Source organism: Rhizobium sp. 1399 (assembly GCF_031455475.1).
Classification (GTDB): Bacteria; Pseudomonadota; Alphaproteobacteria; order Rhizobiales; family Rhizobiaceae; genus Rhizobium.
Genome location: NZ_JAVDSU010000002.1, coordinates 647,358 through 663,149 on the forward strand (window position 1 = coordinate 647,358; position 15,792 = coordinate 663,149).

The following is a 15,792-nucleotide window of genomic DNA, read 5'->3' on the forward strand; positions in this document are numbered from 1 at the left end:
CATGTCTCTGCAGGCAAAGTCCGAAACGTCAGCACCTGAAACCATCGAAGCGGAGCTCCCCGAAGGCACGGTGCTGCATCTCTGGCTGAAGGCGCGCCATGCCGGCGGCGAGGCGAAGCTCTTCGTCGCCGTTGATGGCAACGACATCGGCGAGCCCACGACCCGTCGCACGGGGGAATTTGAGTTCTTCGCTGTGACGCTCGCGAAGGGCGGTCGTGCCACGCTGTCCTATGATGCGACAACCACAGCGCTCTCCGTCGCTTACGCCTTCCGGCCGGAAGCCGTGATGAAGGAGGGTATCCGCGTCCTGTACAGCGATGCCCGCACCGCCGCCCCCGACGTGCCCGGCAGCTACCACTTCCGCCCGCCCTTCGGCTGGATGAACGATCCGAACGGTTTTGGACGGTTCGGCGGAAACGTTCACCTCTTCTACCAGCATTATCCTCATGAGCCGCGTTGGAACACTATGCACTGGGGCCATGCGGTCTCGAAGGATTTCGTCCGCTGGACGCATCTGCCCATGTTCCTCTTCCCGGCGGCGCATCTATCGGAAAAGGACGATGGCCGCGGCGGCGCCTTCTCCGGCTCCGCGATCCCCGGCGCCGGCCCAGAAGGCGAGGAAATCCGCGTTTTCTACACCGAGCATGTGCGTGACCGGCAACCGGAAGAGCAAATCCAGCTTTCCGCCGTCAGCCGCGACGGCATCGTCGCCGGCCCGTCGGAAACCGTGATGCCGCTGCGCCCGGAAGGCTTGAACCTCACCACCGATTTCCGCGACCCCTATGTCTTCAAAGGCCCGGACGGCCGCTGGAAGATGCTGCTCGGCAGCCGCGACAGCAAGGGCGGCGTCGTACTGCTCTATGAAACCGCAGACGCGCAAGGTGCCGATGGCTGGACCTTCCTCGGCATCATCCATCGCGAGGACGGTTTCGGCATGACGGCGGCGGAATGCCCCTGCATGGTACGGCTTTCCGGCAAAAACGCAGAAACCCGCTGGGCGCTGATCTTCGGTCTGCTTACCAGCCGCGACCCGGCCACCGGCCGCCGCAACCTCACTTCCGTCATCGTCGGCAGTTTCGATGGCCGCACCTTCACGGCGGAGGTCGAGCAGGAGTTGGATTTCGGTTCGGATGCCTATGCCTTCCAGGCCTTCGTTGATAGCAATGAGCCGGTCGGCATCGCCTGGCTGGCCAACTGGACGGATTTTTCCAGGAAGGACGATTTCCCGACGACCATGACCCTGCCGCGCCGCGTGCTTCTCGACGGCGACATCGTGCTGACCCCGCCGGTCGCAGCCGTCAAAAGCCTGCGCCATCAGTTGCTGGACGACACCGCGCTTGCCGCCGGCAAGACCGTGCCGCTCGGCAGCGGCGCTGTCGAGATCGTACTTGATCTCACAGAGCCGGGCGCCGCCTTCGATCTCACCTTCGATCATCCGGATGTCGATCTAGGCGTGAAACTCGATGCCGATGGTCTGGCGATTGTCTTCGACGCTCGCACCGGTAAGACGCCGCCACGTTACGTCGCCACCGGCGCGAAACCGTCGAGCCTGCGTATCTTCCTCGATGCCGGCTCCATCGAGGTCTTCGCTGACAACGGCCGCTGGACGGGGTCCAAACGCATTCCGGGCTTTGCCGCCGCACGTTCGGCAACACTCACCGGCGCCGTCGCAGAAGCCGGCGTCTGGCAATTGAAACTGTGAGGGAGGACAGACAATGGCATCGGTAGCAATCGACCGGGTTCTGAAGCAATACGGTGCGGCCTCCGTTATCCACAGGGTTTCCGCGGATATCGAGGGCGGTAAGTTTGTCACGCTCGTCGGGCCGTCCGGCTGCGGCAAGTCCACCCTTCTGCGCATGCTGGCGGGGGCTAGAGGATATCAGCGGCGGTGAAATCCGCATCGACGGCCGCGTCGTCAACGACGTCGCTCCGAAAGAGCGCGATATCGCCGCCGAAGATCAACACCGCGACGATAACCGCCGGAGTCGATTTCGATGTCGTCTTGTGCCGGCGTTTTCGCGCCATATCAACTTCCGATGGAATACCCGCGAAGATGACATTCTCGCCATTGCACGCTCAAGTCGATCAGAGAGTTGGACTTTTTTGGTAGATTGATGTCCGCATCCGCAGCTTCAGGTAGTCCGGATCGGTGATCCGGAACCATTTGATCCGCCGCCCAGGATAGGGGCTTTCTTTCCGACACAGATTAACCGTGGGGAGCGATTAAACCCCGACCGTTGACGCCGGTGCTGGACCGATCACAACCTCTGAGCTACGCATTGCAAGTTAGGATTTCCGCAACCATGTTTCCGATGAGGACGCATTGCCGTTTGAAGCACTAAACAAGCTCTGGACCAGTGTTCGCGAATCTAGTCACGACTTCCGTGCATCCACGGAGATCTTCCCGTCACTCGATACGGACAAACTGGTCCAGACGCTGGAAGTCCGGGAGAAGGGTACCGAAAACGGAAGGGCTAATCGTCCGGCACCGTCGGCACAGTCGCTGGACGAGGTCGAGCAGCGCATCGTCGGACGCATCGAACAGGAGAAGGCGTCAGCCTATCAGGTGCTGGAGGATCAGTCCCAGACGTTCGACGGACGGCTTCGCAACCTCGATTTCGAGGGGCAATTCGGGCTCATCCGGCAGGCGAACGCGGCCAGTCTTTCCGATTTCAAGGCCGAGATCGCCAGCGGCGTCGACGAACTCCATGGCTTGCGCCGCGATCTCAAGATCGCCGAAGACGAGATGACGTCTTTCAAGAGGCAGCATCGGCTGGATCGGGCGGCGAAGGTACCGAGCGCCGGAGCAACAAGCGTCAAGATCGCGTTGCTCGTCGTCCTGGTGCTCATCGAGATCGTGATGAATGGCAACTTCCTGGCCAAGGGCAGCGAGCAGGGCATCATCGGGGGCATCACCGAAGCGGTAGTCTTCGCGGTGCTCAATATCGGCGCTGCGCTGTTGTTCGCCTTCTTCTGCGTTCGAAATCTCGTCCACCGGTCATGGCTCATGAAGCTCGGCGGATTGCTCGGCCTTACCGCCTATATCGTCGTTGCGCTGGCCGTGAACCTTGCTCTTGCCCACTATCGCGAGGTGTCGGCCACCATTCTGGAAGGGGCGGGGACCGAGGTCATTCGACGAATTCAGGAGAACCCGCTCGGTTTGACCGAGTTGAACTCATGGATGCTCTTTGCCATCGGGATTTTCTTCTCGATCCTGGCATTTATCGACGGCTGCATGCTAACCGATCCGTATCCGGGTTTTGCCGGCGTCCAGCGTCGACTCGACGAGGCGCGGCAAAATTACATTTCTGGAAAGCTGGACCTGATCGATAACCTTCGTGAAATCCGCGATGACCACAACGACAAGATCGAAGAGATCGTGAGGGATTTGAGCTCGCGCCGCCAGGAGTCTGCTGCCATCATCGCTCATCGTACGCGGACCACAGGGCTTTTCGCGGAGTATCAGAGCCATCTTGAGCGCACGGCAAATGCTGTTCTTACGGCCTACCGCGAGGCGAACCGGGCTGCGAGAACAGAGCCGGAGCCTCAATATTTTACGAGCGCGTACAAGCTGGAGCGAATAACGCCCGTCCTGAAAACGAGCGAAGAATGGGACGATCGCGTTCTGTCCGAACGCATCCAGGTCGCCCAAGCAGAACTCAGCGATCAGATCAGAAAGATCGGTTCCGCGTTCGAGATGGCCGTCGAGCAGTACCACAGACTGGACAATCTATTCCCGGAGGCAGGCGTTGGCGCGGAACAGGCGGCGTAGCAGTCGTTCCAGAAAAGGCGGCTTTTCGACGGGCGCTGTGGTGGCGACGATTGCACTTTCGGCAGTCGCGCTTGCCATGATCGGAGCCTTTGGTTGGCTCAAGTACCAGGCGATGTCCAGTGTTTCGCTCGATAAAGCATCTCTCTGCCCGACGACGGGTCCGACCAGCGAGACGGCCATCCTGCTCGATATCACTGACCCGATTTCGGGCACGACATCGCTTGACCTCAAGAACCAGTTCCAGCGCTTGGTTTCCGGCGTTCCGGTCAACGGAGCGATCGACGTCTACGCGCTGACCGAGAAGGAAGGTGAGCTTGAAAGAACCTTCCACGGCTGCAATCCGGGCAGCGGCGATCTGGCCAACGAGTGGACCAGCAATCCGAAGCTGGTGCAGCAACGCTGGGAGAAGGGTTTCCAGAAACCCCTGGATGAAATCGCGGGCAAACTCGGGTCTGGCGCTTCGGGTGAATTCTCGCCGATCATGGCGGGCATCCAACGCATAAACCTTGAAGCCTTCCAACCCTTGCCTGCAGGCATCCCTAAGACCTTGTATGTTGCCTCGGATATGGTCGAACATACCCCGGCGTTTTCCAGCTATCGCGACGGCGTTTCGATCGACAAATTCGAAAGCAGTCCTGCGCGGGAGAAATTCCGGACGTCTTTGGATGGGGTGCAGGTCAAAGTCCTAGCGTTCCAGCGGCCGGGCCAGAAGTTCAAGATGGAGGAGCTGGCTGCGTTCTGGAAATCCTGGGTAGAGAAGAATAACGGCGAGTTCGCTGGTTTCACCCGTCTGGAGGGACTGGAGTGATGGCATCAAACGACACGGGAAGAACCGCGTTTCGGGACTGGGCTCCTATCGTGCTGTTCGCAGCGGTGACGATCGGGGGAATGATCTTCATCTGGTCGGCGAAGCTCGCCGCCTGGTCGACATTTGTCGTGACGGCAGTGCCCTTGGTGCTAATGGCGATCTACTTCCTGGCGTCGATAGCGTTGGCTGGCTTCCGGCTGCACAATGAGCAGGCGGGCGACAACCTCTATTACATGGGGTTCCTATTTACGCTTTCGAGCCTTGGTGTATCCCTCTACCTGTTCGCCGGGGAGACTTCGATCGAGACGATCGTCCGGAACTTCGGTATCGCGGTGACATCGACAATCGGGGGCGTGACGCTACGCATCCTCTTCAACCAGATGCGCCGCGATCCGATCGACATCGAACGCAGCGCCCGCCACGAGCTTGCGGAGATGACGCGACGGGTCCGAACCGAGCTCGACACGTCCGCTCGCGAGTTCTCGAACTACCGCAGGGTCAGCAATCAGATGCTGACGGAGGGCTTTGAGGAGATCGGTCGCCAGGCGGAAAAGAACGGCGAGGAAATCCGCAAGGTGATCGAGGCGATCTCCAGGGAGGCCATCATGCCGATCCAGGAGGCCGCGGCCAAGCTTTCATCGATCATCGAGGATCACAACAGGTCGGTGACGGATCAGGCAGCGGAAGCGACACGGAAACTGAGTGAGACGACGGATAAGCTCTCGACGATCATCGACAAGTTCGGTGTCGCCGTGGAGGGCGTCGGTACCCGTCTTGGAGAAATCAGGCCGCCCGAGGATGTCATCCGGTTCGAGCTGACCCCGACGATCGACGCGATCAAGGATATGACCGATGCCCATCTCAGGCGGATGGAGGAGGGGATCGCGGAAACACGCTCGCAGTCCGCTAAGGTAGATGAAGCATTGAGGCCCTTGACCAGCATCGACAATAAGCTGGATCGCATCGCGGAAGCGCTTGAGCGTGACAAGGAAAATCCGCAACCGTCCATCCCTTCGAAAACGGCAGACGTTGTCGAGGTGGTCGGGGCGAGCGAGAGTGCGACGGTGGATGCCGAACCGGTTGTCCTGGATGGTGAGAAGACGGAGACCAGGCCGACACTAGACGAGCCGAAACGGCGGTTGTTCAGATGGTGACCCAGGCAAGCGGAAGCCCCAAGCTGGAGCATAAGGGATACAACCGCGGGCTCATCCTCGGGCTGACGATGGCGGAATCCATGCTTCTGCTGGTGTTCTGCTTGTTGCTGGTTGCCGCCGCCATGATCACGGCCGAGCGGAAACAGCGGATGGACGCCGAGCAGCGCCTCGCGCAGCTGGAACAGCAGAACAAGGAACTGTCCGCCCAGCTCGTAGAGGTGCAGTCGAAACTCGGCTCGAACATGTCGGCGACCGATCGCGCGAAATTCGAGAGCGAATGGCGCGAGCTGGTCTCTGCCCGGCAGATCATCGACAGGTTGAAAATGAACGACGCCAGCCCCGCTGATCTGGCCAAGCTGGCCGCGGTCGCAAAGGTACTGGCAGCGAACAACATCCAACTCGACAAAGCTCCGGACCAGCTCGAGCAACTGCTGCACGGGGACATCAAACCCCATGAATGGCCGCCTATCATTAGCCTCTCCGAAGCCGGCGGATATTACTTCACGTCAGGCAGCGCCGCGTTGACGCGGGAATTCGAGGACAAGCTTGAGACCTCGATCGCGGACCAGATTGCCGACAACCTCGAGCGTTACCAGGTCGACGTGGTCGAGGTGATCGGGCACACGGACGAGCAGCGCGTCGCCAGAAGCACATCCAATCTCGACGACGCTTCGATCGGCGTCATCGACGGTCAGTTACCTGTCGACGCCCTCCAGCCTGCCGATAATGCCGGGCTTGGACTCGCGCGCGCGATCGCGGTTGCGAATATTCTGAAGGAAAATCCGAAGCTGAAGGATGTGACCGTGTTGCCGATGTCAGCTGCCCAGCTGGTTATTCCGGGTGATACGCTCACCAGCGGGCAGGCGGGAGACGTCAAGGAACGTCGCCGCATCGAGATCAGGATCAGGCGTCGGGCCGAGTCCCTGCAGCCCTGACCGGGAGCGTAGCTAGCAGCTTGCACGTATGGTGAGTGACCAAAGTGGCTCGCAATGGAAGCCTGTTGCTAGCCTGTCCGATAGCATCGCGGGACGGGCGGGTCTGATCGCTGAACGTGCCATTCAGGATATAGCGCCACCTTTATATCGTTAGCGGCTTAGAACGTGGTCTCCTGCACCAACGGGAGGCTCCGAGACCAGGAAATTTCCGTTGACCATGGCCGCTCCGGGCCAGCGTCATTCGCTCTACCATAGCGCCTGAACGGCGATGACGACGAGAAAAGCAACTACCACCACGAAAACCATCCGTAAAACTGTGCGATTGGCCTGGGCGAGTACCTGTGGCTTCGGGTCTCGCTTGGGATGGAATTTGTGGCGACGTTTCTGTGGCGCTCCCGCTTGGGACGATTTGTTTGCTGCGGCCATGGCTGTTTTGCTCGACGTAGTGGATTTCCGGAACGCCAATCTAGCATGAAAGCTGTCTGGCGCTTAGTGCAGCGACACTGCGCTCACGCTCCACGAAGGCTTGGGTACCGTCGACCAAAGTTTCGATCCCTTGTCGGCACGAGCCTCGCCCGGGTACCTGGCGCAACGGTGCATGCTACATTAGGATTGCCCGATTGGCTGAGGGCTGCTTCACAGCCGTGATCCGGCAAAAGCTCGCGCCGAGGAGCGCGAGCGTTGAGCGAATTGTTCGGGTTAGGGCGTGAACAATTCGACCTGAGCTGCTAGTCGGATCAGCTCAGACATCGTGACTAGGTGGCTACGTCTGCAAAGAGCTTGATGCGGTGGACCGCCAGGTCTGGCAGATGGCAAGAGCTGACGAGACGACGCAGCGCTTGATGACCGTTCCCGGTATCGGCGTCGTGACGGCGATCTCCTTCCGCCATACCATTGATGATCCGTCCCGTTTCCGAAGCGCCGCATCAGTTGGTGCCTATCTGGGCCTAACGCCACGGCGCAAGCAGTCGGGCGAGACGGATGCCACAGGCCATATCTCTGGATGGGGCGATCGCCTACTGCGAACCTATCTCTTCGAGGCGGCCAGTATGCTGCTGCATCGAACGAGGCGTTGGTGCGCGCTGAAGGCCTGGGGGCTGCGACTGGCCAAACGCAAAGGCATGAAGAAGGCACAGGTCCGCCGTCGCCCCCAAAACTGGCCGTCATCCTGCACTGCATCTGGGTCGATGGCACTTCGTTCCAGTGGGGCAAGGAGCCGGTCTGACGTAACATTCTCCCGAGATCGCAGGGCTGACCCAGGCCTGTGATGTCCCGCCGGGACGGTGGTTGTGGTGACCTCGTTCAATCGGCCGCGGCTCCAGAACCGCGCTGCGCACATTGAGGCATCCGACCCGAACATCATCATGAGGCCATGACCTCGAAAAGGACCATGACCCCGGGACGGGTAACAGGCTTGACTAGGTTCCCCAATTAAAGGGCCGATTGATACCATTAGTGTGAAGGAGCCGGGAATAGTCGGGTCTACCCAATCGGGATGCTCGTCGAGAGTTGCTACCCTAAACCCGGCCTTGACGACTGCAGTCACGATATCTCCGATAGTCCAAAACCGGTACGCACAGGTCCCGAGACTTTCCTTTCGAGCTGGATCGGGCGGCGCACGCCGGCCAGCCGCTGGGGCAGACTGGAGGAACTGACGGGCGCCTGTATTTTTCTTGCTTCGGACGCCTCAAGCTATGTCAATGGTCACATACTTTACGTGGATGGAGGCATGTCGGCATGTCTGTGAGAGCCAATAAGACACTGGCGATTGGGCCGGCAAGCCGCTGATCGGCATCCCATCCACCTGGTCCGATCTCGATCCGCGTCACGCCCATTTCAAGCATCTGCTGCCGATGCTGAAGGCGCTGCTGCCATCCCGATATTCCGACGCTCATTGACCAAAGCTGTTAATTGACATATGAGTGAGACAGGTCTGTCTCATTTGGGATCTAGCTGTGCCACCCCGCGCCATTGCCATCGAGAAACGTCAGCACATTATTGAAACTGCCTATACCCTGTTCAAGCGCGACGGCTTCCACGCCACGGGCATAGACCGGATCATTGCCGAGGCCAAGGTCGCCAAGATGACCATGTATCGGCATTTTCCCAGCAAGGACGGCCTGATTGTCGAGGTCCTGAACTGGCGGACGGATCGGTTCAAATGCCAGCTCGACCGGCTTTCGGAAACCGCAATGACGCCAGATGAGAAGATCATGGCGGTTTTCGATTGGCATGAACGCTGGTTCGACAGTCCGGATTTTCATGGATGCCTGTTTCAGCATGCGCTCGCGGAGTTCGGCGAGCGGGATCACGCGGTATTCGAGGCTGTCATGCGCCAGAAGCGTGATCTTCAGGACCGCATTCGGGACATCCTGGCGCAGTCAATGCCGGAAGGGCGAGCACCGCATACCGCCATGACCCTGTTCATGCTGATCGAGGGGGCAACGATGCTCGCTCAGATGGGCCAGGGGAAAGAGGCGATCGACAATGCCCGGAAGGTCGCAGCCGATCTGCTGGCGACGAGGGCGCGGCAATGAGCGCCGCCGTCATCGGCCTGGCGCTTTTCGCCGCAGTCCTTCACGCCACATGGAACGCCTTCCTGCGCAGCGGCGGCGATCGGCTCTGGACCGTCACCGTGATGAGCTTTGCGAGCACGGTTGTCGCGCTTCCGTTCCTGTTCATCTATCCGCTGCCGCCGCCGGCCGCATGGTCCTATATCTTTCTCTCTGCCGTCCTTCAGGTCGGCTATAGCGTGTTCCTCGTCGCGGCCTATCGTTATGGGGAACTGGGGCAGGTCTATCCGATCGTTCGTGGAACGGTACCGCTTCTTGTGACGCTCGGCGGGTTCGTCGTCGCAGGCGACCGCCTGGATCCTTTCCAGATTGCAGGTGTTATTCTCATTGCCCTCGGGATCATGAGCCTATCCCTTGGCAAGGGCAGATCCTCCACTTCGTCCATCCTGTTCGCTCTTGCGACAGGAGCGATCATCGCCGCCTATGCAACGGTCGACTCCATTGGCGTACGACGGGCCGGCCAGAGCGGCACCTATACTGCCTGGGTGCTCGTCCTCTATGGCACGTTCCTGCCTGTTGCGTTCATTGGTATGCGTCGGCGGTTTCGGGTCGATTTTCGAGCGTCGGACACATGGAAGGCCCTCGGGGGTGGCTTGGTCGCAATGATTGCCTACGGTGTGGTTGTTGCCGCCTTCTCACTCGGACCGGCCGGCCCAATCACGGCGCTACGGGAAACAAGCGTTGTGTTCGCCGTTTTGATCGGCTGGCTGTTCCTTGGCGAAATCTTGACCGCTCGGCGCATTCTCGCCTGCATTATTGTTACGGCAGGCGCGATCCTGCTCGGGAGTTGAACCCTGCCGCGAAAATCCCAAGCCTCTCGCCGGCGCCTGGCCGGCATTCTTCGCCAATCTTTTTCCTGAACACAAACTGCGCGAGGCAATGGGAGGGGCAGCACGCAGGCAATGTGCGCGCCGTCAATGATTTTGATCGACTGGCTGCTCCAAATTCGAGGGAGGTTCTGCGAGCATATCTCGCATGCAAAATCTGCACTAAGGTGCGATTGGTTCGGACCGCAAATCGACCTATGTTCAGCGTCTGACGTTTCTCATCGCGTCGCCCTTGACCGCGGCGTCAAAGCACACAGGCACCTTCCATGACCAAAGGCTCTGATCTCCTCATTACGGCGCTTGAGAACGAAGGCGTGGAGCGTATCTTCGGCATTCCAGGCGAAGAAAACCTCGATGTCGTCGAATCCATCCGCAAATCGTCAATCGAGCTCGTGCTCACGCGACACGAACAGGCAGCTGCGTTCATGGCAGCGACCTACGGACGGCTGACGGGAAAGCCTGGCGTGTGCCTGACGACGCTTGGGCCAGGAGCACTGAACCTGTCGACTGGAGCGGCCTATGCTCTTCTCGGCGCAATGCCCATGGTGATGATCACCGGCCAGAAGGGTATTCTTTCATCGCGCCAGGCTCGCTTCCAGATCGTTGACGTCGTCGCATCGATGAAGCCGCTGACGAAGCTCACGCGTCAGATCGTTTCGCCGCAGATGATCCCGACCCTGGTAAGGGAGGCGTTCAGGATCGCGCAGGAGGAACGGCCTGGTCCAGTTCATCTCGAACTGCCCGAAGACATCGCAGCAGAAGAGTGTGAAGACATCGCGCTGGTGGCGCCGCATCAGCTCGAACTGCCGACCGCAAGCGACGCTGCGCTCGATCGTGCGGCTGTGCTGATTGCATCGGCCAGGCGTCCATTGCTCATGTTCGGAGCGGCAGCCTCGCGTCCTCGATCCACGTCGGACATCGCCCAGTTCGTTATTCGAACACGCATCCCTTATTTCACAACCCAGATGGGGAAGGGGACGGTTCCAGGGGGAACCGAGCTCTATATGGGCACAGCGGCCCTCTCGGAGCGAGACTACGTCCACGAGGCCATTGAGCAGGCGGACCTGATCGTCACGATCGGCCATGACACGATCGAAAAGCCTCCGTTCATCATGGGCAAGGGCGGTCCCAAGGTCGTTCATGTCGGATACCAGCCGGCGACGGTCGAGCAGGTCTATTTTCCTCAGACCGAGGTCATCGGCGACATCGGGCCGTCACTCAAAGCGCTCGCCGATCGCCTGGAAGGCAAGCTACCAAACGCGCAGGCGCTTCTTCACCTGCGAGAGCGAATTCTCAATCGTATCGCGGACCGGGCGACTGAGGAACGGTTTACGCCCCAGAGGCTGGTCCACGACATCCGAGAGGTCATGCCCCACGATGGCATTCTCGCTCTCGACAACGGCATGTACAAGATATGGTTCGCTCGCAATTATCGCACCAAAATGGCGAACACTCTGCTTCTCGACAACGCGCTCGCGACGATGGGGGCTGGCCTTCCGTCCGCGATGGTCGCGTCGATGCTTTATCCGCAACGGCGGGTCATGGCGATCTGCGGCGACGGCGGGTTCATGATGAATTCGCAGGAGCTGGAGACCGCCGTTCGGCTGAAACTGAACCTTGTTGTTCTCGTGATTGAAGACGATGCCTACGGAATGATCCGTTGGAAGCAGGCCGTCGACGAATTTCCGGACTTCGGAATGACATTCGGCAATCCGGACTTCGTCAAATATGCGCAATCCTACGGCGCCAAAGGAACGAGGGTCGATGATATCGGTCAGCTCAAGCAGGTTCTCGAGGATGCGTTCAAAGATGGGGGCGTGCATCTGGTCAACGTCCCCGTCGACTATTCGGAAAATGAACGTGTGCTGGTGAAAGAGCTGCGCGAACGGCTCCCGGCTATTCTGGAGGCATGAGATGTCGCATAGCTTAACGGTTTATCAGGCGTTTGATCGAGCGATCATCACCGAGTTACCGACCGATGACGCCGCCGCGCTTGATCGCAAACTGGATATTGCCGCGAAAGCCTTTGCCGATCGCGATGGGTGGTTGCCTGCGTATCAGCGCATGGCGATCCTGAGAAAGGCGTCGGAACTGCTGCACGACAACAGGGATCGTTTCGCGATGACGATCGCGCGGGAAGGCGGCAAGCCTCTGGCGGACGCCATCGTCGAAGTCACACGAGCGATCGACGGGCTGATCAACGCCGCCGATGAAATCCGCAACTTCGGCGGCAAGGAAATCCCGATGGGGTTGACTGCCGCGAGCCTGAATCGCCTGGCGTTTACAACGAAAGAGCCGATCGGTGTCGTCGCGGAAATCTCGGCATTCAATCATCCCCTCAACCTCATCGTTCATCAAATTGCGCCGGCCATCGCCGTCGGATGCCCCGTCATCGTAAAGCCTGCGGCAACAACACCCATCTCGTGCCTCGAAATCGTGAAGCTGCTTTGGGATGCCGGCCTGGACGAACGCTGGTGCCAGACCTTCGTCACCGATGACAACGCGCTTGCTGAATCCTTCGCGACCGATCCCCGCGTCGCGTTTTTAAGCTTCATCGGATCTGCGAAAGTCGGCTGGTATCTCAAGAGCAAGCTGCCGCCAGGCACGAGATGCGCGCTTGAACATGGGGGTGCTGCACCGGTTATCGTTGATCGAAGTGCAGATGTGGCCGCAGTCGTCAGTCCCATCGTCAAAGGAGGCTACTATCATGCAGGCCAGGTCTGTGTGTCGGTCCAGCGGATATTCGTGCACGAAGATATCCTGGAGCCGTTCACCCAGAACCTTGCTGCTGCGGTCGAGGCCCTTCGGGTCGGCGATCCAACCCTCAAGCAAACCGAGGTGGGGCCACTGATCCTGCCACGCGAAACGGAGCGGGTAGCGAACTGGATCCGGGAAGCAGTTGATGCGGGAACAAAACAGCTTGGAGGCGGGCGTCTGTCGGAAACGACGCTGCTGCCGTCGGTGCTGCTCAATCCGCCGGCGGACGCAAAGGTGTCGCAACTCGAAGTCTTCGGCCCGCTGACCTGCGTCTACGGTTACCGAAACCTCGACGATGCAATTCAGAGTGCCAACTCGCTGCCTTATGCGTTTCAGTCGAGCGTATTTTCCTCGGATATCGCCGTTGCACTCCGGGCGGCGAAGCGTCTGGATGCAGCCACCGTTCTCATCAACGACCACACTGCGTTTAGGACGGACTGGATGCCGTTTGCAGGTCGCCGCCAGTCCGGTTATGGCGTCGGCGGTATCCCTTGGACGATGCAGGAGATGGCCGATGACAAGATGGTCGTTCTCAATGGGGTAAGCTAGGCGCTTGCCTCTTGCGCCGAGGGGAGCGCCCAGCACCGGGGCAGCGCTCTCCCTTTCTCCTTCGGATCGCTATGCCGAAATTGCTTCGGTTGACATTGTCGATGAGGCCGGCGCCGTCTTCGTTCTGTATTTTCGCCTGTAGGCTCGCAGCTGGAACTCAGCCGACGCGTGGCTGGGTTTCGGCTCTCAAGTCACGGTAATGCACCGTCAGTCGATCGAGGGTAAAAGCTCTGTTAAGCCCGCTGGGGTTCGGCAGAATCCAGGTGTTGGCGCCGGCGAATAGCTCGCTCTGCCTTCCCCAATCGCAGTCCGCCCGTGCGGTAATCGCTGCGAAGGCAGCCTTGCCGAGAAAGGCGAGGTTAGCCGGCGCGAACTTGGTTATCTTCGCTTCGAGCAGAGGTGCTGCCTTTTTATAGTCGTCCAGCCGCAATTCGCTGGCGCTCTTCGTGGCTCGCGAGACGGCGGCCGTGATGCCGCATCCATACTGGAGCAGTTCCTGCTCTTCGTCGGCGCGCAAGAGGCGCGATGTAAAGCCAGAAAGGTGTAACACCCTCCAGAAGCGGTTGCTGGGAGACGAGAAATTATGGCCGTCCCGGACTGCTGACAGTGCAGGGTTCAGGCCACAGAAAACGACGGACAGGCCCAAGCCGAGCACGTCCGAAAGCCCGGCTGGCGTTTGTTTCACATCCCCGTCGCGATCCATCTGCGCAGACACCAGCCGATCTCCCTTCAATTGATCGATCATACCCGGCGCGTTCCCCCGCCCATAGCGTCGTTCTGACCCCGTGGCAATCACGCTTCAGCCCGTCGGCGTGGCACGTCAGGATCTTGCACTGTTCGACATGCCGGCAATCTGCATCGTTTCGGGGTCGGTGACAGGACCGTGACGATTGTTACTTGCAATGTTTATAAAAACGTCTATCACTAAACATATTGCTAAACATGAGGGTTGAGGAGTTCATGTAGGCATTCTCTGAAATTGGTGGACTTGCATGTCGGCGGGGAGCCGGCTTTGGTTCTGGGAGGAACGTATGCAAAAGAAATCGAAAGCCCTTCTCGGGCTGGCATCGGCATTCATCATGTCGTCGGCGCTGCCCAATCTTGCAAAAGCTGATCAACTGACACTCTGCTGGGCGGCCTGGGACCCGGCCAACGCGCTTGTCGAACTCTCGAAAGATTTCACCGCCAAAACCGGCACCGAAATGAAGTTCGAGTTCGTGCCGTGGACCAGCTATGCCGACCGCTTTCTCAACGAACTGAACTCTCACGGAAAGCTCTGCGACCTGATCATCGGCGACAGCCAGTGGATCGGCGGCTCGGCTGAAAACGGCCACTACGTCAAACTCAACGATTTCTTCGACAAGGAAGGCATCAAGATGGATGACTTCGTGCCGGCGACGGTGGTTGGTTACTCGGAATGGCCGAAGAATACGCCGAACTACTGGGCGCTGCCTGCCATGGGCGACGTGGTCGGCTGGACCTATCGCAAGGATTGGTTCGAGCGGCCGGAACTGCAGAAGGAATTCAAGGAAAAATATGGCCGCGATCTTACCGCGCCCAAGACCTATGACGAGCTGAAGCAGATCGCCGAGTTTTTCCAGAAGCGTGAGATCGACGGGAAGACGGTCTACGGCGCTTCGATCTACACCGAGCGCGGTTCCGAAGGCATCACGATGGGCGTGACCAACGTGCTGTATGACTGGGGTTTCCAGTACGAAAACCCTGAAAAGCCCTATGAAATGAAAGGCTTCGTCAATTCTCCCGATGCGGTGAAGGGGCTGGAATTCTACAAGTCGCTCTATGATTGCTGCACTCCGCCCGGCAGCTCCAACGTCTACATGGTCGAGTCGGCTGATGCCTTCAAATCCGGCCAGGTCGCGATGCAGATGAATTTCGCCTTCACTTGGCCTGGCCTCTACAAGGACGAGAAGGTGGGCGGCGACAAGATCGGTTTCTTCCCCAATCCGGCTGAAAAGAAGCACTTCGCTCAGCTTGGCGGACAGGGCATATCGGTCGTTTCCTATTCCGATAAGAAGGACGCTGCTCTCCAGTATATCAAGTGGTTCGCCCAGCCCGAGGTGCAGGCGAAATGGTGGCAGCTCGGCGGCTATTCCTGCCTGAAATCGGTAGTGAATGCTCCTGACTTTGCTTCCAGCCAGCCCTATGCCCAGGCTTTCCTGGACTCCATGGCGATCGTGAAGGATTTCTGGGCCGAGCCGAGCTACGCGACACTCCTCCAGGACATGCAGAAGCGCGTTCATAACTATGTCGTGGCCGGCAACGGTACCGCGCAAGAGGCGCTCGATGGCTTGGTGAAGGACTGGACCGAAGTCTTCAAGGACGATGGCAAGATCTAGTGTCCGGCTGGACGCACAACCTTCTTGTCAGAATGGCGGCCCGGCTCGCCAAGACTGCCG

13 protein-coding genes and 2 pseudogenes are annotated in these 15,792 nt (G+C 59.3%); 13 read left to right on the forward strand and 2 right to left on the reverse strand.

The features are described 5' to 3' along the window. The first annotated feature begins 1 nt into the window (after nucleotide 1). The 6 genes and pseudogenes from J2X71_RS09110 (at nucleotide 2) to J2X71_RS09135 (ending at nucleotide 6,669) form a co-directional block, all read left to right on the forward strand. Nucleotides 2–1,702, forward strand: coding sequence for a glycoside hydrolase family 32 protein (locus J2X71_RS09110; RefSeq protein WP_310381463.1), 1,701 nt, complete (start codon nucleotides 2–4; stop codon nucleotides 1,700–1,702). 13 nt (nucleotides 1,703–1,715) lie between these two features. Beyond that, a pseudogene (locus J2X71_RS09115) lies at nucleotides 1,716–1,950 on the forward strand (ATP-binding cassette domain-containing protein); the annotation flags it as partial. Between the two features lie 373 nt (nucleotides 1,951–2,323). Continuing rightward, nucleotides 2,324–3,772, forward strand: coding sequence for a hypothetical protein (locus tag J2X71_RS09120; protein ID WP_310381465.1), 1,449 nt, complete (start codon nucleotides 2,324–2,326; stop codon nucleotides 3,770–3,772). Continuing rightward, on the forward strand, nucleotides 3,750–4,580 hold the full coding sequence (locus tag J2X71_RS09125) for a hypothetical protein (protein WP_310381466.1): 831 nt from the start codon (nucleotides 3,750–3,752) through the stop codon (nucleotides 4,578–4,580). The genes J2X71_RS09120 and J2X71_RS09125 overlap by 23 nt, the downstream gene beginning before the upstream one ends. Continuing rightward, nucleotides 4,580–5,734, forward strand: a complete 1,155-nt coding sequence (locus J2X71_RS09130) for a hypothetical protein (RefSeq protein ID WP_310381467.1) — start codon at nucleotides 4,580–4,582, stop codon at nucleotides 5,732–5,734. Before J2X71_RS09125 ends, J2X71_RS09130 begins: the two co-directional genes overlap by 1 nt. Beyond that, on the forward strand, nucleotides 5,728–6,669 hold the full coding sequence (locus J2X71_RS09135) for an OmpA family protein (protein ID WP_310381469.1): 942 nt from the start codon (nucleotides 5,728–5,730) through the stop codon (nucleotides 6,667–6,669). Before J2X71_RS09130 ends, J2X71_RS09135 begins: the two co-directional genes overlap by 7 nt. A gap of 763 nt (nucleotides 6,670–7,432) precedes the next feature. Here J2X71_RS09135 and J2X71_RS09140 read toward each other — a convergent pair. Further along, on the reverse strand, nucleotides 7,433–7,564 hold the full coding sequence (locus tag J2X71_RS09140; RefSeq protein ID WP_310382193.1) for a hypothetical protein: 132 nt from the start codon (nucleotides 7,562–7,564) through the stop codon (nucleotides 7,433–7,435). Here J2X71_RS09140 and J2X71_RS09145 point away from each other — a divergent pair. From J2X71_RS09145 to J2X71_RS09170, 6 genes and pseudogenes are all read left to right on the forward strand, one after another. Then, on the forward strand, nucleotides 7,512–7,937 hold the full coding sequence (locus J2X71_RS09145) for a transposase (RefSeq protein ID WP_405049702.1): 426 nt from the start codon (nucleotides 7,512–7,514) through the stop codon (nucleotides 7,935–7,937). The genes J2X71_RS09140 and J2X71_RS09145 overlap by 53 nt on opposite strands. A 335-nt stretch (nucleotides 7,938–8,272) precedes the next feature. Further along, a pseudogene (locus J2X71_RS09150) lies at nucleotides 8,273–8,416 on the forward strand (SDR family oxidoreductase); the annotation flags it as partial. A gap of 208 nt (nucleotides 8,417–8,624) precedes the next feature. After that, nucleotides 8,625–9,206 carry a TetR/AcrR family transcriptional regulator gene (locus tag J2X71_RS09155; protein WP_310381471.1) on the forward strand — a complete coding sequence of 194 codons (582 nt, stop codon included), beginning with the start codon at nucleotides 8,625–8,627 and terminating at the stop codon, nucleotides 9,204–9,206. Continuing rightward, complete coding sequence (locus J2X71_RS09160; RefSeq protein WP_310381473.1) at nucleotides 9,203–10,033, forward strand: DMT family transporter; 831 nt, start codon at nucleotides 9,203–9,205, stop codon at nucleotides 10,031–10,033. Before J2X71_RS09155 ends, J2X71_RS09160 begins: the two co-directional genes overlap by 4 nt. A gap of 302 nt (nucleotides 10,034–10,335) precedes the next feature. After that, on the forward strand, nucleotides 10,336–11,982 hold the full coding sequence (locus J2X71_RS09165) for an acetolactate synthase large subunit (RefSeq protein WP_310381475.1): 1,647 nt from the start codon (nucleotides 10,336–10,338) through the stop codon (nucleotides 11,980–11,982). A gap of 1 nt (nucleotide 11,983) precedes the next feature. Then, a complete protein-coding gene (locus J2X71_RS09170; RefSeq protein WP_310381477.1) occupies nucleotides 11,984–13,375 on the forward strand; it encodes an aldehyde dehydrogenase family protein in 1,392 nt (463 codons plus the stop codon). 157 nt (nucleotides 13,376–13,532) lie between these two features. Here the strand turns inward: J2X71_RS09170 and mug are convergent, their stop codons facing one another. After that, entirely contained in the window at nucleotides 13,533–14,078 is a 546-nt protein-coding gene (gene mug / locus J2X71_RS09175; RefSeq protein ID WP_310382175.1) for a G/U mismatch-specific DNA glycosylase, read from the reverse strand. Between the two features lie 328 nt (nucleotides 14,079–14,406). On the opposite strand from mug, the gene J2X71_RS09180 reads away from it, so the two are divergent. Further along, a complete protein-coding gene (locus J2X71_RS09180) occupies nucleotides 14,407–15,732 on the forward strand; it encodes an ABC transporter substrate-binding protein (protein ID WP_310381479.1) in 1,326 nt (441 codons plus the stop codon). The last annotated feature ends 60 nt before the right edge of the window (nucleotides 15,733–15,792 follow it).